The sequence below is a fragment of the Luteibacter sp. SG786 genome (assembly GCF_011759605.1).
Classification (GTDB): Bacteria; Pseudomonadota; Gammaproteobacteria; order Xanthomonadales; family Rhodanobacteraceae; genus Luteibacter.
In genome coordinates, this window is record NZ_JAAOYX010000002.1 from 707738 (window position 1) to 731427 (window position 23690).

Consider the following 23690-nt stretch of genomic DNA (forward strand, 5'->3'; position numbering starts at 1 on the left):
AATTGCCTCGACGGATTATTGCGGCATGCGGCGTGCCCGGGGAACGCATTCCTTGCGCCCGGCGCAACAGTGAATTCCAGCCCGCCACGTTCCCGCCCCTTCCGCCGGTTCGCAGAATGCGTCCACCCACGGCGGAACGATCGCGATGAACGACTCCAGCAACTTCCATGACGGTGAACGCGCAGTGCAGCTCCGCGCCGGTGAAGCCTTCATCGCGAAGCGCAATGGGGCCATGGTCGCATCCACCGTCGTTCGCGGCGCACGGCCGTTCATCGAGAGCCAGTTCATGGTGGTGGTCGGCAGCGTCGACGGGCATGACAGGCCCTGGGCATCCATACTTTACGGCCGGCCTGGGTTCGCGCGTTCGTCCGACGGCAGTACCGTGCGCATTGATGCCCCGTGCGGCACCCGCGACATGGAAGACCCGCTTTGGAATGCCTTGCGCGCCGGCGTGCCAGTAGGCTTGCTGTTCATCGATCTGGGCACGCGCCGCCGCTACCGGGTGAATGGCGCGTTGCGCGAGATCGACGAGGGCGGCTTCGAGGTGGTGGTACGCGAGGCATTTCCGAACTGCCCGAAGTACATCCAGCGGCGGCAACTCCGTGCGCTGGACGAGGCGCCACGAAGGGCGCAATCGGCCTCGGGCACCGTGCTTGCCGGCAGCGTCGCCGCGATCGTGACGCAGGCCGATACGTTGTTCGTGGCAAGCCGTCACCCGAGCGCCGGCCTCGACGTGTCACACCGCGGCGGCGACCGTGGCTTCGCCCGGATCGTCGACCCCGCCACCCTGCGTATCCCCGACTACGCCGGCAACAGCCTGTTCAACACCCTGGGCAACTTCGCCGTCGATCCCCACGCGGCCATCGCCATCCCGGACTTCGAGAACGGACGCCTGTTGCAACTGACCGGCACGGCAACGTTGCGCTGGAACGACGAAGGCCTGGACGACGACACCGGGGGCACGGGCCGGTCTTGGGATTTCCGCATCCAGCACTGGGTACTGCGCGACGCGATGCAGCGCGCCGCCTGGGACTACATCGACGCATCGCCGTACAACCCGCACCCGCGGACCTGAACCTTCCCATCCGAGGAATACGACATGAGCAGCAACGCCACGGCCAACCGCCCTTCCGCACGCCTTCCCGTCGTCTACCACCGCAACATGGAGATCGACGGCGTCAAGCTCGCCTATCGTGAAAGCGGCCCCGCCGGTGCGCCGGTGATGCTGCTGCTCCACGGATTCCCTACGTCGTCGCACATGTTCCGGCATCTCATTCCCGCCCTGGCCGATCGCTACCATGTGATCGCGCCCGACTATCCCGGCTACGGCGAGAGCGGCAGCCCCGATCGTTCGACATTCGACTACACGTTCGCCAACTTCGGGAACCTGATACGCACGCTGCTGGAGCGCCTCCACGTCGAGAGCTACGCCATGTATGTGATGGACTATGGTGCGCCCGTGGGTTGGCAGCTCTTCGTGAAAGATCCAGACAAGCTCACCGCGCTCGTCGTGCAAAATGGCAACGCCTATGAAGAAGGCCTCAAGGCGTTCTGGGATCCGATCAAGATCTACTGGGCCGACGGCGCGGCCGCGAGCCGCGACGCACTGCGCTGGCTGGTGAAGCTCGATACCACGATCTTCCAGTACACCGACGGTGTCGACGACAAGGAGCGCATCTCGCCCGACAACTGGATCCACGACCAGGCGCTGCTCGACCGGCCCGGAAACGAAGACATCCAGATGGACGTGATGTACGACTATCGCAACAACGTGCCGCTCTATCCGGAGGTGCAGCGGCTGTTCCGCAAGCACCAGCCGCCGACCCTGATCGTGTGGGGCGAGCGGGACACGATCTTCCCCGCCGACGGTGCCCACCCGTACAAGCGCGACCTGGAAGATCTGGAATTCCACCTGATCCCCACGGGCCACTTCGTGCTGGAGGATCGTGGCGACGAAGTCATCCCGATGATCCGCGACTTCCTCGACCGCCGCATCGGCCACGCGAAGGGTTGAGTCCACGGCAAGGAAGGCGACAACCGCTCCCGCCCGACGGCGGGAGTGGTTGTTACCGTTCTTGTCGCGTTTGGCCGCGAAGCCGCTGCCACCGGGCTGCAACAATCGGGCGGGAAGATGGCGCGCCCGCCGGGGCCGGCCGACAGGGGGCCTGCCTGGTCGCGGGATGCTCCTCCGGATCTCCCCATGTTGAAGCTCCACCTCGCCGCGCCTCCCCGCCGCGCGGCTGTCATCGTTGCCGCCGCGGTCGTCGTCGTGGCAGCGGCCGCTGCGTTCGCCTCGATGCACCTGCACCGCACGGGCGGCGCAGGCACGTCCGATACCGACACCCCCGCGACCGCCGCGAGCGACGATGCCGGCTCGAGCGGCGTCGACATCCTCCTTGGGCTGGCGCGCGAAGCCACGCGCGACGGTCGCCTCGTGTCGCCGCAGGGCAACAATGCGTATGAGTACTACCTCAGTGTGATTCAGCTGGAACCGACGAACGCCACCGCGCAGGATGCATTGCGCGAGACGCTACCTTTCGCCGCCCAGGAAATCGAACAGCTGATCAACCGCCGACAGCTGGACGAGGCGCGTCGTGAAATCGCCTTGCTCCGCGACTACGACGCGACGAACTACACACTCATCATCCTGGGTGCGAAGCTGGATGCCCAACAGCAGGTCGTCACCGCCGAAGACGAGGCGAAGGCCGACGCGATGCGGCGGCGCAACGGCTAGCCGAATTCAGGTCGGGGACATACCGTTTGGCCGGGGGTCACGCAGGGGACGGCCCACGGCGCGATAATGCCGACCCCAAGCAGGCAAGGAGCCTTTCCATGAGCCGAGTGAGTTCGCTCTTTTTTCCGCTGATTCTCGCCGTGGCCGCTGTCGGCGGCTGTCATGCGGGGTCGACGACGCATACCAAACCCGTCGCCGGTTTTGTCACCGACATGAAAGCGTTCGACGCCTTCATTGCGACGAAGCCCACGCCCGAACAATTCCATATCGCCTACCCCGACGTCATGCTCGTGACGCCCGGCACCATGACGACGAGGGAAATGCGCCAGAACAACAGTCGCTATTTTCCGAAGATGGATGCGGAAGGCCGCATCGTCGGTGGATCGTTCATGTAACACGGTGCGAAGCCCTACGCTTTCTGTGGGCATAACAGAAGGGCTGATTCAGGTAACGCAGGGGCTGTGTAGGCGAACGTGCCTGCGGGTATCCCACCGCAGGTCGCGGTGAAGCCCTTCAACGCTAATGGAGTCCTTGAATCATGGAAAAGATGATCCGCACAGCCCTCGTCGCCCTGCTCATGGCGGCCCCGCTCGCCGCAACGGCGCAGACCGGTTCCTCCCAGACCACGCGCGGCGTGCACGGTGGTGGCGTGCTCGTCCCTGCCGGCGGTTCGTGCGGCGTGACCGACCTCGTTTCCTTTGCCCAGTTCATTGCGGGACGGCCGACCATCTCGGCATTCCAGGCGGCATACGGCTGCGTGCACCTGGTTCTTCCGGGCGACTTCTCCACCCGCGAGCTCCGTAGCGACAACAGCCGCTACTTCGCCGAGGTCGATTCGTTCGGCCGCATCGTGGGCGGCTACTTCCAGTAAGACGCAGGGAACGCCCGCCAGGGCGTTCCTTCCCCGGGGCCAGCGACTACAATGGCGCCATGTCATCCCCGATCCGCCCTTTCCGGGGCATCCTCCCGCGCCTCGGCGCACGCGCCTATGTCGACCCCGCCGCCACGCTCATCGGCGATGTCGAGTTGGCCGACGACGTGTCGATCTGGCCGGGAGCGGTGCTCCGCGGCGACGTGCACCATATCCGTATCGGCGCGCGTAGCAATGTGCAGGACGGCGCCATCGTCCACGTGACCCACGACGGCCCGTACACGCCTGGCGGGTTCCCCACGATCGTCGGCAGCGATGTAACGATCGGCCACGGCGCCGTCATTCACGCCTGCACGATCGAGGACGGTTGTCTTATCGGCATGCACGCCACCGTCCTGGACGGAGCCGTGGTCAGGAAAAACGGATTCGTGGGTGCCGGTGCCGTGGTCGCGCCCGGCAAGGTGGTCGGCGAACGCGAACTCTGGCTGGGCAACCCGGCCCGGATGGTGCGCGTGCTGTCCGACGCCCAGGTCGAACAGCTCTACTACTCCGCCGCCAACTACGTCCGCCTGAAGGACGATTATCTGGCGAGCCTCTAGCCGGGGCCCCGGCACGTCTTCCTGCTTGATTTGGATTCGCCGGGGCACCACGCTGATCGCCTGACAGGAGATCAGCCATGGACACCCAGACCAACCCCCTGCTCGACCCCAACGGCCTGCCCGCCTTCTCGGCCATCCGGCCCGAGCACGTGGAACCGGCCATCGACGCCCTCGTGGCGGAGCAGCGGGCCGCCATCCAGCACATTGCCGCACCCGGCGGCGTGCGCGATTTCGAGCACGTGATGCTTGCCCAGGAGCGCCTCGACCAGACCCTGGCCCGGGCCTGGGCGCCGGTGAGCCACCTGCATTCGGTGGCGGATTCCGAGGCCCTGCGCAAGGCGCACGGCAACGCCGAGGAGAAGCTCACCGATCTGGGTATCGAAGTCGGCCAGAATCGGGATCTTTATGCCGCCGTGCAGGCCGTGGCCGACCGCGACGATTTCGCTTCCCTTCCCGTGGCCGCGCGTGCCGCCGTCGACCATGCGCTGCGCGACTTCCGCCTTTCGGGCGTGGCGCTGGAGGAACCTGCGCGCAGCCGCTTCCGCGAGATCGGCGTGGAGCTTTCCCGTTTAACCACCGAGTTCTCGAACGCCGTGCTCGATGCTACCGAGGCGTGGCACAAGCACATCACCGATGAGCGCGATCTCGCCGGCATTCCGGCGTCGGGCCGCGCGGTGCTGCGCGAATACGCGCGCGAGGAAAACCTCGAGGGTTTCCTGGTGACGTTGAAACAGCCGAGCGTGCAGGCCGTGCTGACCTATGCCGAGAAGCGTGACCTGCGCGAGGCGGTGTACTACGCGTACCAGACGCGCGCTTCCGACCAGGGCCCCTCGAAAGGCAAGTTCGACAACTCCGAACGCATCGAGAAGATCGTCGCGCTGCGCCATGAGGCCGCGCAGCTGCTCGGCTTCGCCAATGCCGCCGAGGAATCGCTCGCCACGAAGATGGCCACCTCGCCCGACGTGGTGCTCGCCTTCCTGCGCGACCTGGCTGCGAGGGCAAAGCCGGTGGCGCGCAAGGAGCTGGACGAACTGCGGCGCTTCGCCACCGAGGAGCTGAAGATCGACAATCTGGAACCCTGGGACGTGGCTTTCGCCGCGGAGCGCCTGCGGCAGCGTCTCTACGCCATCGACGAAGAACAGATCAAACCGTATTTCCCCGCATCCGCCGCGATCGACGGCCTGCTCATGGTGGTGGAGCGCCTGTACGGCATCCGCTTCGCGCCGCGTTCCGACGTCGACACATGGCACAAGGACGTCACGTACTACGACCTGATCGATGCCGACGGCACGGTCTTCGCGGGTGCCTACCTCGATCTCTATGCGCGGTCGGGCAAGCGCGGCGGTGCCTGGATGGACGTGTGCGCGGCCCGCTTCCGCGACGGCGACCGGCTGCAGCTGCCCGTGGCCTTCCTTACCTGCAACTTCCCGCCGCCGACCGAAGGCAAACCGGCCCTGCTCACGCACGACGACGTGCTTACCCTGTTCCACGAATTCGGCCACGGGCTGCATCACATGCTGACGGAGGTGGACATTCCGTCGGTGGGCGGCATCGACGGTGTCGAATGGGACGCCGTGGAACTTCCGAGCCAGTTCATGGAGAACTTCGCCTGGGATCGCGATGCGCTGCGCTCGTTCGCGAAGCATTACGAAACCGGCGAGCCGCTGCCCGACGACCTGTACCAGCGCATGCTCGACGCGCGCCACTTCCATGCCGGCCTGTTCCTCGTGCGCCAGCTGGAATTCGGCCTGTTCGATTTCCGCCTGCACCTCGAATACGACCCGGCCCGGGGTGCCCGCCCGCTGGACGTACTGGAGGAGGTGCGGAGGGAGGTGGCCGTGCTGCATCCCCCGGCGTGGCAGCGGTTCCCGCATGCGTTCACCCACATTTTCGCGGGCGGTTATTCGGCGGGTTACTACAGTTACCTCTGGGCTGAGGTGCTTTCCGCCGACGCCTTCGAGGCGTTCGAGGAGGCCGGCGTGCTCGACCGCGCCACGGGCGAGCGCTTCCGCAAGGAAGTGCTGGCGGTGGGCGCCACGCGTCCCGCCCTGGAATCGTTCAAGGCCTTCCGTGGCCGCGAGCCGCGTCCGGACGCACTGCTGAAGAGCTACGGCCTGGCCTGAGCCGGCTGCCGCGCGGCGCCGGTCGCCGCGCGGCTTTCCTTTACAATGGCGCCATGAAGATCGCGTCATGGAACGTCAACTCTCTCAAGGTCCGCCTGCCCCACCTCCAGCAGTGGCTGGCGGAGGCGCAGCCAGACATCGTCGCCCTGCAGGAAACCAAGATCGTCGACGAGAAGTTTCCCGTCGACGAAATCGCGGCCATGGGTTACCGGGCGGTGTTCTCGGGCCAGAAGACCTATAACGGCGTGGCGATCCTGGCGCGTGACCAGCCCGTCGACGTCGTGACCGACATCGAAGGCCTGGACGACCCCCAGCGGCGCATCCTCGCCGCCACTGTCGGCGACATCCGGGTCGTGAACCTCTATGTGGTGAACGGCAAGGCCATCGGCGACGAAAAATACGACTACAAGCTGCACTGGCTGGCCCGCGTGCGCGATTTCCTCGCATCGGAGATCGCCCGTCATCCCAAGCTGGTGGTGCTCGGCGACTTCAACATCTGCCGCGACGACCGCGACGTGTACGATCCCGTGGCATGGGGCGAGGACATCTTCTGCTCGCCGCCGGAGCGCGCCGCGCTCCAGGCCCTGTTCGATGTCGGCCTTCATGACAGTTTCCGTCTTTTCACCGAAGATGCCGGCCTTTTCAGCTGGTGGGACTACCGACAGGCCGCCTTCCGTCGCAACATGGGGCTGCGGATCGACCTCATCTTGATCAGCGATGCGCTCAAATCCATCGCGACCTCGTCGATCATCGACAAGGCGCCGCGCAAGTGGGAACAGCCGTCCGACCACGCGCCCGTCGCGTTGGAGTTGAACCTTTGAATACACCCAAGTCCGAATGGCCGAGCTCCCTCGACGACAAGGAACTCGAAGAACTCGATACGTACCTGCGCGCGCACGGCGGTGAGGGCGACCTCATGCTCGACGGCGTGCACGGGCTCCTTTCGGCGGTGGCCATCGGTCCGCTGGAGGTCAAGCCCGAGGAGTGGCTGCACGAGGTGCTGCACGACGCTTTCGACGACGAGAACGAGGGCAATCGGGTGCTCGCCCTCCTGGCCAAGCTCAACGATTCCATCAGCGCCGAACTGGACGTCGACGCGTACGAGCCGATCCTGGGCGAGGTCGACACGGAAGAAGGCCCGTTGCTCTCGGCCGCGGGCTGGTGTGAAGGCTTCAGCCGCGGCATCGACATGCGCGCCCAGATCTGGGAAAACCGGCTGGCGGAAGACCCCACGCTGATGCAGCTGCTCGGTCCGATCATGGCCCTGGCCGTCGACGAGGGCGTGCTCCAGGCAGACACCGAGTTCGAGAAGCTCACCGACGAGGAATACGACGAGTGCCTGGGCCAGTTGCCCGGGGTGCTCAACGCCGTGGGCGACTACTGGCGCGAAAACCCCCCCACCGAGGCCGAACTGCAGGCCCTCACCCGCCCCCGCACGGAAGGCGAGGAAGGCCCGCCAAGACAGCGCGCCGGACATTGGGTGCACTGATCGCACAACGGGCGGCGACGGATTGTGGGAGCCGGCTCCGCCGGCTCTCCGGCGGCAGTGGGTCAGCTTGCCGCGAGCACCCATCGCCGCTGAAGCGGCTCCCACAAAAAGCCAGTCCGCACTATGTGGGAGCCGGCTATGCCGGCGATACCGCGGCAGCGGGCCAGCGTTCCGTGGCCGTTGAAGTGGCTCGCATAATGGGCGTTGCCCGGAAACGCAGCGTTCGCGCGGCACGTCTTGGCGCGGGGTTACCCAGAGCGCATCTTGTGCCCCAACAAAGGAGCACCCCATGACCACCCAACGCCACATCACCCGCCGCGTGCGCGGCATGGACACCTCCGACGGCGCGGGCGTGAAGCTCAAGCGCGTGATCGGCCAGCCTGCGCTCGACATGCTGGACCCGTTCCTGCTGCTCGACGAATTTCGCTCCGACCAGGCCGGCGACTACATCGAAGGGTTCCCCGAGCATCCGCACCGGGGTTTCGAGACGGTGACCTACATGCTGGCCGGCCGCATGCAGCACGGCGACAACCATGGCAATCGCGGCGACCTCGGTCCCGGCAGCGTGCAGTGGATGACCGCGGGCCGCGGCATCCTGCACTCCGAGATGCCGCAGCAGGAGGAGGGCCTCATGTGGGGTTTCCAGCTGTGGGTGAACCTGCCCGCTGCGGACAAGATGGTCGAGCCCCGTTACCAGGACATCCCGCCTGCCTCGATCCCGGTCGTGCATCCGGCCGAAGGCGTCACGGTGCGCGTGGTGGCCGGTGAACTGGCGGGAGCGAAGGGCCCGGTCAGCGGCATCAGCACCGAGCCCGTGTACCTCGACATCGCCCTGGACGCCGGCGCGCATTTCGATCTGGCGCTGCCGGAGGGCCATAGCGCCTTCGCCTATGTCTTCGACGGCGAATCCGCGACGGTGGCCGGCGAATCGCTGGCGCGCAGCGAACTGGCGGTGCTTTCGAAGGGCGATTCCGTGAGCTTCGCCGCCACGCAACCCGCCCGGGTCCTGCTCGTGGCCGGTCGCCCGCTCGCCGAGCCGGTCGCCCGATACGGTCCGTTTGTCATGAACACGCCTGCGCAGATCCACGAGGCGATCGCGGATTTCCGGGCCGGCAAGTTCTGACGGTTTCGCGGAAGCCGTTCGCGACAAGGCCCCGGACAGGCTGTAATCTGATGGGCATGTCCAGACAAAAGCATGCCTTTCTGTTCGACCTCGACGGCACCCTCGTCGACAGCGTTTACCAGCACGTGCTCGCGTGGAAGGAATCGCTCGACATGGAGGGCATCGACCTCTCCGTGTGGCGTATCCATCGCAAGATCGGCATGAGCGGTGGCCTGTTCACCGACATCCTGCTGCGCGAGACCGGCACGGAAATTACCCCGGACCGCATCGACCGCCTGCGTCGCAACCACGCGGCGGCCTATGGCCGGCTGGCCGAAGCCGGTGCCGTGCGCCCCCTGCCGGGCGCCGTCGAACTGCTTGCCTGGCTGACGGACGCCGGGATTCCCTGGGCCATCGCCACCTCCGGGCGCATGGAAACGGCCTCGCACAACATCGCCGCCCTGGGCGTCGATCCGGCCAAGGTGCCGGTGGTCACGCGCGACCAGGTGCGCCACGCCAAGCCGGATCCCGACCTGTTCGTCACGGCGGCCCAGCGCCTCGGCACCGACATTCGCGACGCCATGGTGATCGGCGACGCCATCTGGGACATGCTGGCAGCCCAGCGGGCCCGGGCCCTCGGGATCGGCCTGCTCTCGGGCGGATACGGCGAGAACGAACTGGAACGGGCGGGGGCCTACCGGGTGTTCGAAGACCCGGCTGACATGCTCCGGCACATCGACGAAATCGCGGCGCGAAGCTGAACGGATTCAACAAGTTCCCTTAGGCGTTTAGCCGGGGGACGGGTAGGGGTTCGTAGCATTGGCCTGTAAGCAAAGGATTTGACCGACCATGCGCTTTGTCTTCACTGCGGTTCCGCTTATCGCCGCCTTCATCATCGCGGCCTGCTCGCATTCCGAGCCCACCGCGCCAGTCGCCTCTCCGGCGGCGGCGTCCACGGCTGCGTCGCCCGCTCCCGGCAAGACGGCCCCGGCCAACGCCGCGCTTGGCTCGCCCGAGTGGTACGCCTGGGTGGACAGGGTGCTTGCCGTCAGCGACGACGGCCACGGTCCGCAAGCCGGCACCGCGGAATGGAACCAGGCCGTCAATCGCAAGCTCGGTCAGGAAGCCCCGCAGAGCCAGCCCGGCTCCGCCGAGTGGCAGCAAGCGGTAGACGCCCTGCTCCGCACCCGCGTGGCGACCCACTGACCTACCTGGTCAGGGAGCCGACCCATTGTGGGAGCCGGCGATCCCACGCCAGCAGGCCAGTTGGCCGCGAGCACCCATCGCCGCTGAAGCGGCTCCCACAAAAAGCCAGTCTGCTCTATGTGGGAGCCGGCTGTGCCGGCGATCCCGCGGCAGCAGGCATGCGTGCCGCAAGCGCCCATCGCCGCTGAAGCGGCTTCAACAGGATAGGCACCTCTAAAGCGGCGCGCGGAGAGTTAACTGCCCTTGGGGCAGTTTTATCTCGCCGGAGGGTAGCGACAGCACCATGCCCCCCGGTGCCTTCACCGGCTGGGTCACGATTAGCAGTACCTCGCCGCCCTCCGCCTTCAACGTATAGCCGAACCGTCCGTACGGCGTGCGAAGGTCGCGCACGGCGATGCCTTTGCCCTCCAGCCATGAAGGCTGCACGCCCGCGGCGATCACCAGCGCCCCATCGGAGTCGCGGTCGTACGCGAACATGTCGAGCGCCGAGCGCACATAGTCCGAAGCGATCCACGCGTGTGGCATGTCGCCGACAAAACGCGGTTCGCGAGGGTCCCGACCCACCACTTCGGCCCACTGGTTCCACGCGGCAGGCCGGCGGTCGGCGAAGAAGAAGGCCAGCAGTTCGTCCAGCCTGTCGCGCCAGCCGAGGCGAACGAACGTGGCTACCGTGCGGAGCTCGTACGGCGTGTAATCCTTCCATGCCGTCTTGCCGTCGCGGCGCGCGACGAAACCCTGCCAATACTTCTCGAAGGTGTTCTCCAGCAGCTTTCGCGGCAGGCGCGACTGCTCGCCGCCCGGCGACAAGGCGATCGTGGTGGAGGTGGCGTCGAAATCGCCGAGTTCGGCCGAGCCGGGAATGAAGTCGATACCCTTCGCCTTCACGGCGGCGGCGATCGACGCATGCAGGTCGCCACGAAACTGATCGCGGGCAGCGGCGAAACGCACGGCGTCGCCTTCCTTCCCCAGCGCCTTGGCGAGATCCACCGCGTCGTCGTAGCCCTTCAGCGCCCAGAAGTCGTCCCAGTAGGAGTGCATCGGCTTCGCCGAATAGCCTTCGTGGCTGATCGACGCCGGCATCAGCCCGTAAAGCGCGCGGTCGGTTCCGCCGAGTCGTGCGGGCTGGCGCTCGCTGGCGCGCAGCCGGTCCATATACGACACGGCCTTCTGCACGTGCGGATAGAGGGCCTGCGCAGTGGCGCGGTCGTGCGTATACCGCCACAGCTCCGCGACGCTGAAGATGAGCTCGCCATGGCTGTCGTTCTCCGGCACCGGATCGGAGCCGCGCGCGTCGACGCAGCATGGGACCTTGCCGTTGGAGAACTGGTGCGGCGCATACCAGCGGATGAAGTCGCCCGCCACGTCCTCGTGACCGGTGCGCAGCAGGCCCTCCAGCATCATCGCGCCGTCACGCACCCAGGTGCGCGAATATGAGCGCGTACCGGGCTGCAGGGCCGGGCCGTCACGGGACATGAGGATCTGCGCGATGCCGCTCTTCATCGTGTCCACGATCGGCTGCGCCGCTGCCGGCACCTCCACCGTCACGCGATCGAGCTTGTCGCGCCACGCCGCGGCCACCGCGTCGGCGTGCGTCGCCAGCCATGCGCCGGCATCCCGCGGCTGGGGAATCCGCTCCGCCGGGTTCGCGGGTACGATCACACCGAGGTCCACATGACCATGGGCTGGCACGCGCAGGTCGTAAAGGAGTGCGCCCTGTGCGAAGCCCTCATCGTCATGCAGCTTTTCGACCACGGGGCGCTCGCCGGCGTCGAGGCGCTCGGCGAGCGTTCTCGGCTGGTTGCCGCTGGCCACGAACGCTGTTGTCCGTTGCAGCGGCAGCACGGTGCGCGTGCCGTTGACGGTGAGCACGCCGTGGTTCCATGAAAGCTCGTCGATGCGGCTCGTGCCGCCCGGCGCATTGAGGAACTGCGTGGGGGGATTCACCTGGAACGGCCGTGCCGCCAGTGCGAGGGTGACGTCGCGCGGCGTATCGCCGTCGTTCGCCACACGATAGGTCACCACCAGCTGCGAATGCCCCGGCGTGCCTTGCGCGAACGCCGTCGTCGTCAGGGCCAGCGTACCCGCCTCCCAACGCACCGACGGAATCGGCAGGTAGCGTTCGCGCAACGACTGGGAGGATTTGACGTCGGCCCAGGTGACCAGCTTGCCGCCTTCGATGAGGAAGGGCTCGATGGAGAACCCGCCACGCGCTACCTCGACGGCCCCATCTTCCGAGATGAGCGCGGAATCGCGACTGCCACCGTCCACGCCAACGATCGTCCAGTACGACTGCTCGCCCGAGAACCCACGGGGATAAAGACCGCGCCGAACCTGTTTCGCGCGCGCTTCGAAAACCGCGTTCGGTGTCGGTGGCGGGGCCGGCACCGCTTCCGGTGTGCGCGCGATGATGCGCAGATTGTCGAAGCACACCTCACCCCGGTTGGCGCTCCCGTGCGAAGAAGGCGTGGGTGCTTCCTTGTAGATGACGAATTCCACCTCGCGCGTATGCCGCAGGGTGCGATCCTTCGTCGGCCCCCAGGCGAATTCCACCTGCCGGCTGGTCGCTTCGATCGTCTGCCACTTTGCCGGCGGTGCGAACGATGCCTTCTGGAACCACCAGACGTTGTCACCACTGTCGTCGATGAACTTCAGTTGCAGGGTATTCGGCGGCATGGCGCCGCGTACGTCGAAACTCAGCGCGAAGCCGTCGGGAAAATCGATCGGTAGCGTCTTGCGAATCGATGCCGCGCCGGAGACGCCGTTGAAGTCGTAGTTCAGGCACACGGCCTGCCCTGTCGCCCCCGCCGCCGTGCGCAAGGTGGCGGTCACGTCGTCGGTGTGCGTCGCCTGCCAGCCGCTCGCGGTGTCGAACCCATCGAGCACACCGGCATGCACCCCAAATGACAGCAAGAGCAGGAGCGCGCCCGCACGCCGTAGCTTCATCATCTCAGCCCTTCACGCTGCCAATGAGCAGCCCTTCGAGGTAGTAGCGCTGCAAGGCGAGGAACAGCACGAGCACCGGCAGGATCGTGACGACGGAGCCCGCCATCATCAATTCGCTGTCCTGCACATGCTCGCGGGAGAGCGAGGCGAGCGCGATGGGCAGCGTGTAGTGTTCCTGACCCGTCAACGCGATCAGCGGCCACATGAAGTCGTTCCACGCGGCCAGGAAGGTGAAGATGGCCAGCGTGACCATGATCGGCTTGAGCAGCGGCATCACGATGGTGGCGAAGATGCGGAACTCCCCGGCGCCGTCGATGCGCGCGGCTTCCATCAGGTCGTTCGGAATGCCGCTGGCGTACTGGCGCACGAGGAAGATGCCGAAGATCGTCGCCAGCGCGGGTACGATCACGGCCCCGTAGGTGTTCACCAGGCCCATGTATTTCAGCAGGAGGAACAGCGGCAGCATCGCCACCTGTGCGGGGATCACCAGGGCCCCCAGCAGCACCTGGAAGATGCGCTGGCGGCCCTTGAACTCGAGCTTCGCGAAGGCGTATCCCGCCATGAGGTTGAAGGCCAGCGAGATCACCGTGATGCAGGTGGAGATCAGCAGGCTGTTGAACAGGTAACGCCCCATGCCCGCATTCATGAAAAGCTGCCGGTAATTGTCCAGCGTCGCATGCGTGGGCAGCACGGGCGGCGGCAGCGAGCTGGCCTGTCCTTGCGGCATGAACGACACCGACACCATGTACAGCAGGGGCGCGATGGCGATGGCCGCGCCGCCGATGAGAAGGCCGTTGATGAGGGCTTTCGCAACGCGCGGGCTCATGCCGGGGCTCCCTGCTTCGAAAGGCGAAGGATCGCGGCTGTCACGACGAACATGATGACGAAGAGGATGAACGCCACCGCCGAGGCGGACCCCAGGTTCCACCATTTGAAGCCTTCCTCGTACATGAGGTACAGCACGGACGTGGTGCTCTGCAGCGGCCCGCCTTCGGTCATCACGTAAGGCTCGGCGAACAGCTGGAAATAACCGGATACGGTGAGGATGCTCACCATCACCATGGTCGGCTTCAGCATGGGCAGCGTGATATGGCGGAACTGCGCCATGGCCGACGCGCCGTCGATGCGCGCGGCTTCGTAGAGATCGCCCGGAATCGCCTGGAGTCCGGCCATGAAGATGATCATGTTGTAGCCGAAGTTCTTCCACACCGCGAACAGGATGATCGTGGGCATGGCCCAGTGCGGGTCGCCCAGCCAGTCCACGGTGGGTATGCCGAGCGAATCGAAGGCATAGTTCACCAGGCCGTACTTGGTATTGAACAGGTAGCGCCAGATCACCGCCACCGCCACGACCGTGGTCACCACCGGCGCGAACAGCGCCGTGCGGAAGAAGGCCTTGAAGCGAGCCAGCGGGGAGTTGAGCAGCATGGCCGCGCCCAGCGACGCCGCCATGGACAACGGCACGCCCACCACCACGAAATAGACCGTATGTCCCAGCGCCGACCAGAACAGCGGGCGCTGCAACAGGGCCCAGTAGTTCTCCAGGGCAACGAAGCGCAGGTTGCGGATATCCGCCAGCGCATAGAGGTCGTAGTCCGTGAGCGACAGCACCAGCGCCGCCACCACGGGCAGAAGGAAGAACACGCCCAGCACGATCAGCGCGGGCGTGATGAACCACCAGGCGGCACGGGAAGTGGTCATGGCGAAGCCTTGTGGCCGTGGTCGAGCATCCAGCGGCGTTTCTCGAGTAAGCGGTCCGCACGGCGATCGATTTCCGCCGCGGCCTGGTCGATGGTGAGATCGCCATGGGCCGCCTGCGCGGCCACCAGCTGCATCTCGGTGACGATGCGTTCCCATTCGGCCACCGGCGGCGTGGGCTTTACGCGCTCCAGCTGGTCACGGAAAGCGGCAGCCTTGTCGTCGTTCTTGAGGGCTGGCGCATTCCAGGACGAACGTCGCGGCGGCATGTCGCCGAGGAGTTGATAGAACCGGTCCTGGATTTCCGGGCGCGAAAGGAACTCCACCAGCGCCCAGGCATCGTCCTTGTGCTTTGATTTGCGATAGATCACCAGGCTCGAACCGCCGGCGTTCGACGCGCCGGGGCCGTTCGGCCCGGGCAACGGCGTGGTACCCCAATCGCCCTGCTGATCCGGCGGCAGGCGCTTGCGGAACTCACCGATATTCCAGGGGCCGGAGAGGTAGAACGTGAAGAAACCCTGGCCGAACGCGGCCCAGGGATTGCCGATGCCCACGTTCGTCATCATGGGCGCCTGCTGGTCCTTGAACAGCGAGACGTAGAAGGCCAGCGCCTTCTTGAATCCGGGGCTGCGGAAATTGCCGTAGCGGCCGTCGTCGCGCAGCAGCGGATCGCCCTGCTGCAGGGCGAGCGCCAGCAGCTGCTCGAACTCGTTCGTAGGCAGCAGCACGCCGTAGGTCTTGCCCGGCGGCTGCGACAGCTTCGCCATCATGGCCTTCCACTCCGCCCAGTCGCGGGGCGGGTGGTCGTAGCCGACCTTTGCCAGCAGGTCCTTCCGGTAGAACAGGAGGCGCGTGTCCACGTACCAGGGCACGCCATACAGATGCCCGTCGATGACGTTGGTGGACCAGATGGCGGGAAAATAGTCGTCGCGATCCACGACCTTGGAGTCGGCCACCCGCGCATCGAGCGGTTCGAGCGCGCCAAGCGCCACCATCTCCGGAATCCAGGTGTTGCCCAGCTGCGTGATGTCCGGCGTGGAATCGCCGGCATAGGCCGTGAGCAGCTTCTGGTGCGCCGCCGTCAAGGGGAGTTGCTGCACGGCCACGTGCAGCCCCGGATGCTCGCGTTCGAAGTCGGGCAGCAGCTTCGCCACGGCTTCGCCTTCGCGCCCGATGGTCCAGAACTGCAGCGTACGGGAGCCTTGTTCTTCCTTCGCGCAGCCGCCCAGTGCCGCACCGGCAAGGGCCAGTACCGCGCTCAGGCAAACAGTGCGGACGCCACGTTTCACCACAGGTTGGTCGCCACTTCGTCGTCGAGCCAGCCGCCCTTGAAGCCGGCCCGCTCCAGGCCCTTCCGAATGTACGGGTTCTTCTTCATCACGTTCCAGATGAACTCGCTGCGATAGTTCTCGATCATCAGGACGATGGGGCCCTGGTCGATACCCAGGTGGACCGTGTCGGCCCAGCCAAAGCCGGGCACGAGGCGACCGGTACGCAATTCGGTACGCGTGTCGAAGCTCAGGTTGAAGGCGTCGACGAAGCCGTACTTCGAATAGATGTACTGGCCGTACTTCTTCTTCATTTCCTCCAGCGCCGGAATGACGATTTCCGGTGCGAAGGCGATGGAGCCGCCGGCGGCCATCGGCACGATGGTACCGTCGTCGGAAATATAGTCACGCCCTGCGCCGCGCGCGGTATAGCCATAGAACGTGCGTTCCTTGTCGCCCTGCCTGATGATCAGGCCGCCCGGACCGTTGCTGGCGCTGAGGCCCCAGATGTTCTTGCCATAACCCTTCCAGCCGCCCGGATTGGCGATGGCATAGGCCTGCTGGGAATACGTGGCGCGACGGCTGTTCTCGAAATAATCCAGACCCTTCGCCTTGTTCCAGTCGTCGCGGATACCGCGAAAATCCACCCAGGTGTGGGTGAACTGGTGACCGAACAGCGGTGCGAAGTTCAGGAAGGTCTGGCCGTGGAACTCGCCCCAGGTCCTGTCGTACGTTTTCGTCCAGGCGGGCCATGCGTCGTCACCCACCGCATGCGTGGGCGAGCCAAGGGCCAGGATATACACCAGCATGCCTTCGTTGTAGCCGGCCCAGTCATGCGGAATGAACTTGCCGCCGGGCGTCCAGCCCATGCTGATCAGCGGCTTGTGGTTCTGCGCCCATGTCCAGTCCACGCGCTTGTAGATGTCGTCGGCGAGTTGGCGGATTTCTTTTTCCTTCGCGTCGTCGCGGTCGTAATAGCTTTGCGCGAACAACACGCCACCCAGCAGCAGCGTGGTGTCCACAGTGGACAACTCCACCCAGCGGTCGTGCCGCTTGCCGGTGTCCATGTTGAGGAAGTGATAGAAGAATCCCTTGTACCCGGTGGCGTCGTCTTCCGAGTCGTTCTGCGGCGCATCGTGGAAGAAACGCAGCGTGGCAAGCGTGCGCTCCACCGCCTGGTCGCGCGTGATGTAGCCGCGCTCGACGCCAACGCCATACGCCGTGAGGCCGAACCCCACCGATGCGATGGAGGCGAACGAATTCGTCGGGTAATGATCCGGCACCAGCCCGTTCGACGGATTGCCGCTGTCCCAGAACCACTGGAACGTGCGCTTTTCCAGGTCCGCGATCATGGGCGGCACGGGATGGACATCGCGTACGCCGGCCGCCGCGGGCTTCGGCTTCGTCGCCACCGCCTTCTGAGCCATTGCCATCGGTGCGGCGCAGGCGAGCACGAGCCCGAGGGTGAGGGAAAGGCGCTTGATCGTCTTGGCTTGCATGAAGCGGATTCCTGATGGCGTAAACGTTTACATCGAGAGATCGGATAAAGGCCCCGGAGGGCCTTGGTGGTCTCTGGAACCATACGGCCCGAATCGCCGCGTGGCAATTGCCGCGGCCATCAAGCCGCTACCGCCGGCGCCCGGCATTCGCGATCGATGAACTGCTGGTGCGTGGGCATCAGGTCGACGTTCCTCGACACCACGTCGCGCACGCTGGCGAGGAACTTCGGCAAGTCCTGTTCCGGCATCTGGTCCACCAGGGGATCGTATCCGTGCGGCATGATGCCCTGTCCGATCATCACCTGGACCCAGCTCACCACGCCGAACATTTCCTCGGCGTTGCGGAAGAAGCGTCCGCTGTGACGGAAAAGATCGATATAGGACTGCAAGGATTCCGGAATGGCCATGGTGCGGCAATCGTTCCAGAAGGGCGAATCGTCACGCGTGGTGGCGTTGTAGTGCAGGACGAGGAAGTCGCGTATGCGCTCCGCCTCGAATCGCGTCTGCGCGTTGTAACGGTCCACCAGCACGGGGTCCATGCGCCCGTCCGCCGGGAAAAGCTGCAATAGGCGCGAGATGCCCATCTGGATCATGTGGATGCTGGTGGATTCCAACGGCTCCATGAAGCCGCTGGCCAGACCGAGCGCCACGACGTTGCGGTTCCACGCCTTCCTGCGCAGGCCGGTCGTGAAGCGCAGCGGCCGTGGGTCGTCCAGCGCCTTGCCGTCGAGATTTGCCAACAGCTTCGCGGCGGCCTCGTCGTCGCCGATGTGCGCGCTCGAATACACATACCCATTGCCGGTGCGGTGCTGCAGCGGAATGCGCCATTGCCATCCCGCCTCGCGGGCGGTGGAGCGGGTATAGGGCGTCGGCGTGGCCACCCGCTCGCAAGGTACGGCCAGCGCGCGGTCGCAAGGAAGCCAGTGGGTCCAGGCTTCGTAGCCCGTCTTCAGGGCGCCTTCGATGAGGATGCCGCGGAAACCGGAGCAATCGATGAAGAGATCGCCTTCCACCCGCTCACCGTCGGACAGCACCACGGCGGTGACATCGCCCGACTCCGGATGCAGCTCCACGTGCTGAACCTTGCCCTCGGTACGGCGCACGCCGCGCGCCTCGCCGTAGGCACGAAGAAAACGCGCGTACAGCGCGGCGTCGAAGTGGTAGGCATAGCCGATGCCGCCGAGCGGATTGCTCGCGGGTACGTCGACGGGCGCCGGCATGAACTTGCCGCGCGCCGCCGCCACGGTATTCACGGAATACTCGTCCAGGTCGGCCGCGAAACCCGCGAGCCGCCCTTTCAACCAATACTGATGGAACGGCGTCAGGCCCACGTCGTGGCCGATCGTGCCGAATCCATGGATGTAGGAACTGCCCAGACTGCCCCAGTCCCTGAACTGGATGCCGAGCTTGAACGTGCCTTGCGTGCGCGCGACGAATTCGGCCTCGTTCAACCCGAGCAGGTTGTTGAACAGCTTGATGTGCGGAACGGTGGCCTCGCCCACGCCGACGATGCCGATCTCGTCGGATTCGACCAGCCGGACGGTGACTTGCTTCCCGAGGACGCGTGCGAGCGCGGATGCCGCCATCCAGCCGGCGGTACCGCCACCGACAACGACGATATGGGTGATGCCGTAGGTCATGACCGTCGCACGCAAGAGAAAAAAGAAGTGCGCCCGCGGGGAGACTCGCGGGCGCCAATGACGGCGCATCCGGCCATGCGAGCCGGATGCGCCGGTGAAGCGCTTAGAACTTGAAGCCAGCTGTGAAGCGTGCGGTGCGCGGCACGAACTGGATGTTGCCGGTCTTGTTGAACACGACCGGATTGCTGGCATTGCTCGGAATGCCGTTCGATCCGAAGTTCGTGGTGTAGTCGTTGAAGTTCTTCCAGTTGAAGACGTTGAGGATGTCGAAGCGGATGTAGAACTTCGTCATGTCGCCTTCGCCGATCGGGAAGTCTTTCGTGGCCTGGATGTCGAGGTCGCGATAGCCCCAGATCTTGCCACCGACGAGGAACTTGGAGCCCGGCGGGGTGTAAGCGCTCGGGATGTTCTGAGAACCATCCGGGAAGGTGGCGCCATAACCGTAGTTGCCATTCCAGGGCAACGGCGTCGCCAGCGTCAGCTTCGCGGAGAAGCTGAAGCCCCACGGGCCGTCGATCGAACCGGTCGCCACGAAGCGGTGCTTGGACGCGGCATTCGACGTAATGAACGGATAATCGAAGATCGTCGGCTCGTCGAACGAGTAGTGCTCGCCGATGTCGCGGTTCTGTTTCGCGCGGGTATAGGTGTACGCGAAGTTGGCGCTCCAACCGGATTCACGCGTATACGGCTTGTCGGCCGACAACAGCACTTGCGTGGTGCGCGTACGAATGCCGTTGTTGCCGATGATCATCGAGCCGAAGCCCGGGATGCCGTTGCCCCAGGGCTGCGAACCGCCCTGGAAGAAGGAGCCATCCGGATAGCGGTTGCCGAGGGTGAACGCGAAGCCGTCGTACGACAGCACGCGCGTGATCGTGGCATCCGTGTTCCAGTCGCCCAGCTTGTTCGCCATGCCGATGCTGAACTGGTCCGAATACGGAGCCTTCAGATCGTTGTTCAGCATGTCGACTTCCTGGCCCTTGTTCGTACCGGTGACCAGGGCCTGCAGGTTCTCGAGGCCGTTGAGGTACGCCGGGTCCCAGTTCACGCAGTTCGTGTTGGGACCCACCGTGCAGGGACGACCGGGAATGTTGAACAGGATTTCCTGGTACGGCAGCGCCGACTTGGTCTGCTCCAGTTGGAGGTAGTCGTAGAGGTTGCGATCGTAGGAGCGGCCGGCACCACCGTGGATCACGTGCGCTTCGTCGGCAAACAGGTCGTACGAGAAGCCGAGGCGCGGCGCCCACTGGTTCTGCGCGTGGCGATTGTTACCCGTGCTGATGTAGTCGCGGTAATTGATGCCACCCTTCGCCAGCGTCTGCGCGTAGGTCTGTCCGGGGAACTGTGCCTGGGCATTCTCGTCGAGCGAGTTGAAGCCGTCGATCACGTTCTGCGGCGTGACATAGTCCAGGTACGAAGGCGTCTTTTCCTTGTCCCAACGGATGCCGAGGTTCAGGGTGAGGTGGTCGTTCACCGACCAATCGTCCTGGATATAGGCGCCGTACTGCTTGCTGTTCGTTTCCGAGATCGGGTTCAGGCCCGGCACCGGGTTCGAGAACTGCGCCTTGTAGGGCAGCGCATTCGTGCCTCCGTCCGGCGTGACGTTATAGAAGAACTGCGGATTGGTGTCCTGCGCGTCCTGAGCGTGCAGCGTCACTTCCTTGTACTTGTAACCCACCTTGACGACATGGTCGCCGTGCCAGGTCAGGTCATTGAAAGTGAAATCGTCCGAGATCATCGGACCTTCCTGGCCCTTGATCTGCGTGGCAAGCGGTGATGCTGCGCCAATGCCGATGATCGGCGCGTCGTTGTTCGGACGCCACGTGTAGTTGTAGCCATTACCGTAGTTGATCGGCAGCGGATCGTTCGACGAGTTCTCATACGACGCCTTGAACTCGTTGAAGAACCACTCACCGCTGTGCTGCCAGCGGAAGGTGCCGCGCGTATCGTGGTTTTCCGTCACGATCGACTGCGAATACGACTGGCCGGCACCGATGTTGTCGGCCTGCGTTTCGCGACGCACCTGCGTGCTGAGCTCGATGCGGTCGCGGTCGGTGAGCTCCCAATCGATCTTGCCGAAGTACAGCTTTTCGTCGAAGGGCAGGTTGGCCGGTCCGAGTTCGGCCTGGGCGGCGGCCGGGAGAAGGCCGATCGCATTGGCGGGAACGTCCGAGCCCGGGGTCACGGTAATCGGCGTGTCGAACTTCTTCTGCTCGAAGGTCACGAAGAAGTGCATCTGGTCCTTGATGATCGGACCGCCGAGCGCGAAGCCGTATTCCTTCTCGAAGGAGCGCGCCTTGGTCGAATCTTCTTCGGCGGGCGTGCGGCTGCGGTACTTGTCCGAGGTATAGGTGTAGAACGTCTCGCCGTGGAATTCGTTCGTACCCGACTTCGTCTCGGCCGTGATGGCCGCCGACGACACCTGGTCGTACTCGGCCTTGTAGTTGGAGGTGATGACCTTGTATTCACCGATGGCCAGCTGCGGGAACGGGTTGCCCTGGCTGTTCACCTGGCCGGACACGCCGCCTTCCTTCACGTAGCTCTTCTGGCCCACGCCGTCGATGAAGACGTTCACCGAGCTGTTGTTCTGGGCACCGCCACGGAGGGACGTGTGGCCCTTCTCGTCCACGCTGAACACCATACCCGGCACGGTATCGGCGAACTCGAGGAAGTTGCGCGACACCTGCGGAATGGTCTGGATCTGGTGCAGCGAGATGGTCTTCGCCACTTCCGGCGTGCGCACTTCGTTCAGCGTGGTCGCGCTGACGGTAACGCCTTCCATCGCGGTGGCGGCGCTGGCGTCTGCCGGTGCCGCCGTGGCCGGTGCCGTCAGGTTAAGCGTCGCGGTCGAAGCGACCGTCAGGGTCACGTTCTGCTGCGTGCCCGGACCCGCGTCCACCTGGTAGGTGGCCGGGGGCAGGCCGTTGATCACGTAGGTGCCGTCGGCGCCGGCGGTGGCCTTGCGGCTCAGGCCGGTCTGCGGATTGAACGCGGTAACCGTGGCGCCGGGTGTGGTCTTGCCGCGCAGGGTGGCGATGGCCGACTGCGCGAACGCCGAAGGCGTCATCGCCGCGGCGGCGACCGACGCGGTGATGACGCTCGTGAGAATCTTTTTCTTCAACTGCATCGAGGCTTTCATTGTTCCCCTCTCCCAAATGTTCCGTGTGTGTTTTCTTATCCCGGCCGTAGCGCGAAACACGGTGGTCGACTTTCGTCGCGACGCGGTGGTCTGGCCACTCTTATGCAAACGTTCTTCCCCGTGTGCCGCGTCCTCCCCTGCGGGCGGCGCAGCCGGTAAAGCGGATGTCCTGTGAAGACGCCGTCCTGCAGAATCCTTCCAGGGCCCGGCCAGCCGCGAATCAGACGAGCGATCAGGCTCGTCGTCGTACAGCGTCGTTACCGCCGCAGGAGGCGCGTACGACGAGTTCGGTGCCGACGACGGTGCGCGGTTCGGGCGCGGCATCGTCGGGCGCCTCGATCATGCGAACGAGGCGTTCCAGTGCGGCTTCGCCCAATTCGGCGATGCGCACACGGACAGTGGAAAGCGGAGGCGTGACATAGCGCGCCATGGGGATGTCGTCGAAGCCGGCTACGGCGATGTCCTCGGGTGTGCGTACCTTGGCTTCCGACAAGGCGGACAGACAGCCGATGGCCATCATGTCGTTGGCCGCGAAGATCGCATCGGGACGCGGCACCATGGCCAGCGCCTGCTTGCCGGCGTGGTAGCCGGACTCCTCGGTGAAATCGCCGGGAAGCACGATGGCGCGATCGGCCAGCCCCGCGGCGGCCAGCGCTTCGCGATAACCGCGGCAGCGCTCCTGCACGTCGTGGTTCACCTCAGGGCCCGCGATGAACGCGATGCGCTTGCGGCCCAGGCCAAGCAGGTGTTCGGTCATGGCGCGAGCGCCGCCGTAGTCGTCGACATCGAGCGCCGCGTGACGATCGGAGCGCACATGGCTGTTGATCAGCACCGTGGGCAGCACGATCGGTAGGTTCTCGTCGAGGAAAGCCTCGTCCGCATGCGGTGACATCACCAGCAGTCCATCCACCCGTCCTTGCATGGCGCGGAGCGCGATGGCGGCCTCGGTGGCGTCGCCGTGCGAACTGGACACCAGCATGTACAGGCCACGGGCGCGGGCCGCGAGGTCGATGCCTCGGATCAGCTCGGAGAAGAACGCGCCGTGCAGGTCGGGCAGGAGGGCGCCGATGGTCTGGGTGCGGCGGGTGATCAGGCTGCGCGCCGCGTTGTGCGGCACGTAGCGGAGGCGCGCGGCCACCTCGCGGATGCGCTTCTGCGTTTCCGCGGTCACGCCGCCGTGTCCATTCAGCGCGCGCGAGACCGAGGCCACCGATACGTTGGCCATCCTCGCGACGTCTTTGATCGTCACACTCACGTGGTTCTCGCCCTTGAGCCAACCCCTCCCGGGGCTCGACGGCGCGGAACGTAAACGTTTTCACACGGGCTTGTAAAGCGTGCAAAAACAACCGGTTGCTGCGCTGCCGCAAGATCGTCGGGCCGTA

The 23690-nt window shown here is 65.3% G+C and carries 20 protein-coding genes; 12 read left to right on the plus strand and 8 right to left on the minus strand.

From position 1 onward, the window contains the following. Positions 1-145 precede the first annotated feature (145 nt). From FHS47_RS15045 to FHS47_RS15100, 12 genes are all read left to right on the plus strand, one after another. Positions 146-1075 (plus strand): pyridoxamine 5'-phosphate oxidase family protein, encoded by a 930-nt coding sequence (locus tag FHS47_RS15045; protein WP_167029612.1) that lies wholly within the window; start codon positions 146-148, stop codon positions 1073-1075. A gap of 24 nt (positions 1076-1099) precedes the next feature. After that, positions 1100-2014 (plus strand): alpha/beta hydrolase, encoded by a 915-nt coding sequence (locus FHS47_RS15050; protein WP_167029615.1) that lies wholly within the window; start codon positions 1100-1102, stop codon positions 2012-2014. Between the two features lie 186 nt (positions 2015-2200). Then, a complete protein-coding gene (locus FHS47_RS15055) occupies positions 2201-2734 on the plus strand; it encodes a hypothetical protein (protein WP_208382041.1) in 534 nt (177 codons plus the stop codon). A gap of 98 nt (positions 2735-2832) precedes the next feature. Continuing rightward, positions 2833-3129, plus strand: coding sequence for a hypothetical protein (locus FHS47_RS15060; protein ID WP_167029618.1), 297 nt, complete (start codon positions 2833-2835; stop codon positions 3127-3129). A gap of 143 nt (positions 3130-3272) precedes the next feature. Further along, positions 3273-3605 carry a hypothetical protein gene (locus tag FHS47_RS15065; RefSeq protein WP_208382042.1) on the plus strand — a complete coding sequence of 111 codons (333 nt, stop codon included), beginning with the start codon at positions 3273-3275 and terminating at the stop codon, positions 3603-3605. 59 nt (positions 3606-3664) lie between these two features. Next, the gene (locus tag FHS47_RS15070; RefSeq protein ID WP_167029620.1) at positions 3665-4204 is read left to right on the plus strand and encodes a gamma carbonic anhydrase family protein; all 540 of its coding nucleotides are present in this window, start codon (positions 3665-3667) and stop codon (positions 4202-4204) included. 77 nt (positions 4205-4281) lie between these two features. Further along, positions 4282-6327, plus strand: a complete 2046-nt coding sequence (locus FHS47_RS15075) for a M3 family metallopeptidase (protein ID WP_167029623.1) — start codon at positions 4282-4284, stop codon at positions 6325-6327. A 53-nt stretch (positions 6328-6380) separates the two neighbouring features. Next, positions 6381-7148 (plus strand): exodeoxyribonuclease III, encoded by a 768-nt coding sequence (gene xth / locus FHS47_RS15080; RefSeq protein WP_167029626.1) that lies wholly within the window; start codon positions 6381-6383, stop codon positions 7146-7148. Beyond that, positions 7145-7816: a YecA family protein gene (locus FHS47_RS15085; protein WP_167029629.1), complete on the plus strand. Its 672-nt coding sequence runs from the start codon at positions 7145-7147 to the stop codon at positions 7814-7816. The genes xth and FHS47_RS15085 overlap by 4 nt, the downstream gene beginning before the upstream one ends. A gap of 289 nt (positions 7817-8105) precedes the next feature. Then, the gene (locus tag FHS47_RS15090; protein WP_167029632.1) at positions 8106-8939 is read left to right on the plus strand and encodes a pirin family protein; all 834 of its coding nucleotides are present in this window, start codon (positions 8106-8108) and stop codon (positions 8937-8939) included. 56 nt (positions 8940-8995) lie between these two features. Further along, positions 8996-9679, plus strand: a complete 684-nt coding sequence (locus FHS47_RS15095; RefSeq protein WP_167029634.1) for an HAD family hydrolase — start codon at positions 8996-8998, stop codon at positions 9677-9679. Between the two features lie 88 nt (positions 9680-9767). Further along, positions 9768-10124, plus strand: coding sequence for a hypothetical protein (locus FHS47_RS15100; protein ID WP_167029637.1), 357 nt, complete (start codon positions 9768-9770; stop codon positions 10122-10124). 213 nt (positions 10125-10337) lie between these two features. Here the strand turns inward: FHS47_RS15100 and FHS47_RS15105 are convergent, their stop codons facing one another. The 8 genes from FHS47_RS15105 to FHS47_RS15140 form a co-directional block, all read right to left on the minus strand. Further along, positions 10338-13070, minus strand: a complete 2733-nt coding sequence (locus FHS47_RS15105; protein WP_167029640.1) for a discoidin domain-containing protein — start codon at positions 13068-13070, stop codon at positions 10338-10340. Between the two features lies 1 nt (position 13071). Next, positions 13072-13893 carry a carbohydrate ABC transporter permease gene (locus FHS47_RS15110; protein ID WP_167029643.1) on the minus strand — a complete coding sequence of 274 codons (822 nt, stop codon included), beginning with the start codon at positions 13891-13893 and terminating at the stop codon, positions 13072-13074. Then, the gene (locus FHS47_RS15115; RefSeq protein WP_167029646.1) at positions 13890-14768 is read right to left on the minus strand and encodes a sugar ABC transporter permease; all 879 of its coding nucleotides are present in this window, start codon (positions 14766-14768) and stop codon (positions 13890-13892) included. The genes FHS47_RS15110 and FHS47_RS15115 overlap by 4 nt, the downstream gene beginning before the upstream one ends. Then, complete coding sequence (locus FHS47_RS15120; RefSeq protein WP_247741498.1) at positions 14765-16015, minus strand: sugar ABC transporter substrate-binding protein; 1251 nt, start codon at positions 16013-16015, stop codon at positions 14765-14767. Before FHS47_RS15120 ends, FHS47_RS15115 begins: the two co-directional genes overlap by 4 nt. A 35-nt stretch (positions 16016-16050) precedes the next feature. Continuing rightward, positions 16051-17532: a glucoamylase family protein gene (locus FHS47_RS15125; protein WP_167029649.1), complete on the minus strand. Its 1482-nt coding sequence runs from the start codon at positions 17530-17532 to the stop codon at positions 16051-16053. Positions 17533-17651: 119 nt separating this feature from the next. Then, on the minus strand, positions 17652-19172 hold the full coding sequence (locus FHS47_RS15130) for a tryptophan halogenase family protein (protein WP_208382044.1): 1521 nt from the start codon (positions 19170-19172) through the stop codon (positions 17652-17654). A gap of 103 nt (positions 19173-19275) precedes the next feature. Then, positions 19276-22296: a TonB-dependent receptor gene (locus FHS47_RS15135; RefSeq protein WP_208382045.1), complete on the minus strand. Its 3021-nt coding sequence runs from the start codon at positions 22294-22296 to the stop codon at positions 19276-19278. A gap of 244 nt (positions 22297-22540) precedes the next feature. Then, the gene (locus tag FHS47_RS15140) at positions 22541-23563 is read right to left on the minus strand and encodes a LacI family DNA-binding transcriptional regulator (protein ID WP_167029658.1); all 1023 of its coding nucleotides are present in this window, start codon (positions 23561-23563) and stop codon (positions 22541-22543) included. Positions 23564-23690: the final 127 nt, after the last annotated feature.

Bases quoted from the DNA above. Each gene is read 5' to 3' on its own strand.
- FHS47_RS15050 (WP_167029615.1), top strand. From the start codon at position 1,100: ATGAGCAGCAACGCCACGGCCAACCGCCCTTCCGCACGCCTTCCCGTC.
- FHS47_RS15095 (WP_167029634.1), top strand. From the start codon at position 8,996: ATGTCCAGACAAAAGCATGCCTTTCTGTTCGACCTCGACGGCACCCTC.
- FHS47_RS15070 (WP_167029620.1), top strand. From the start codon at position 3,665: ATGTCATCCCCGATCCGCCCTTTCCGGGGCATCCTCCCGCGCCTCGGC.
- FHS47_RS15075 (WP_167029623.1), top strand. From the start codon at position 4,282: ATGGACACCCAGACCAACCCCCTGCTCGACCCCAACGGCCTGCCCGCC.
- FHS47_RS15045 (WP_167029612.1), top strand. From the start codon at position 146: ATGAACGACTCCAGCAACTTCCATGACGGTGAACGCGCAGTGCAGCTC.
- FHS47_RS15135 (WP_208382045.1), bottom strand. From the start codon at position 22,296: ATGCAGTTGAAGAAAAAGATTCTCACGAGCGTCATCACCGCGTCGGTC.
- FHS47_RS15115 (WP_167029646.1), bottom strand. From the start codon at position 14,768: ATGACCACTTCCCGTGCCGCCTGGTGGTTCATCACGCCCGCGCTGATC.
- FHS47_RS15110 (WP_167029643.1), bottom strand. From the start codon at position 13,893: ATGAGCCCGCGCGTTGCGAAAGCCCTCATCAACGGCCTTCTCATCGGC.
- FHS47_RS15090 (WP_167029632.1), top strand. From the start codon at position 8,106: ATGACCACCCAACGCCACATCACCCGCCGCGTGCGCGGCATGGACACC.
- FHS47_RS15065 (WP_208382042.1), top strand. From the start codon at position 3,273: ATGGAAAAGATGATCCGCACAGCCCTCGTCGCCCTGCTCATGGCGGCC.
- FHS47_RS15125 (WP_167029649.1), bottom strand. From the start codon at position 17,532: ATGCAAGCCAAGACGATCAAGCGCCTTTCCCTCACCCTCGGGCTCGTG.
- xth (WP_167029626.1), top strand. From the start codon at position 6,381: ATGAAGATCGCGTCATGGAACGTCAACTCTCTCAAGGTCCGCCTGCCC.
- FHS47_RS15100 (WP_167029637.1), top strand. From the start codon at position 9,768: ATGCGCTTTGTCTTCACTGCGGTTCCGCTTATCGCCGCCTTCATCATC.
- FHS47_RS15130 (WP_208382044.1), bottom strand. From the start codon at position 19,172: ATGACCTACGGCATCACCCATATCGTCGTTGTCGGTGGCGGTACCGCC.
- FHS47_RS15055 (WP_208382041.1), top strand. From the start codon at position 2,201: ATGTTGAAGCTCCACCTCGCCGCGCCTCCCCGCCGCGCGGCTGTCATC.
- FHS47_RS15105 (WP_167029640.1), bottom strand. From the start codon at position 13,070: ATGATGAAGCTACGGCGTGCGGGCGCGCTCCTGCTCTTGCTGTCATTT.
- FHS47_RS15060 (WP_167029618.1), top strand. From the start codon at position 2,833: ATGAGCCGAGTGAGTTCGCTCTTTTTTCCGCTGATTCTCGCCGTGGCC.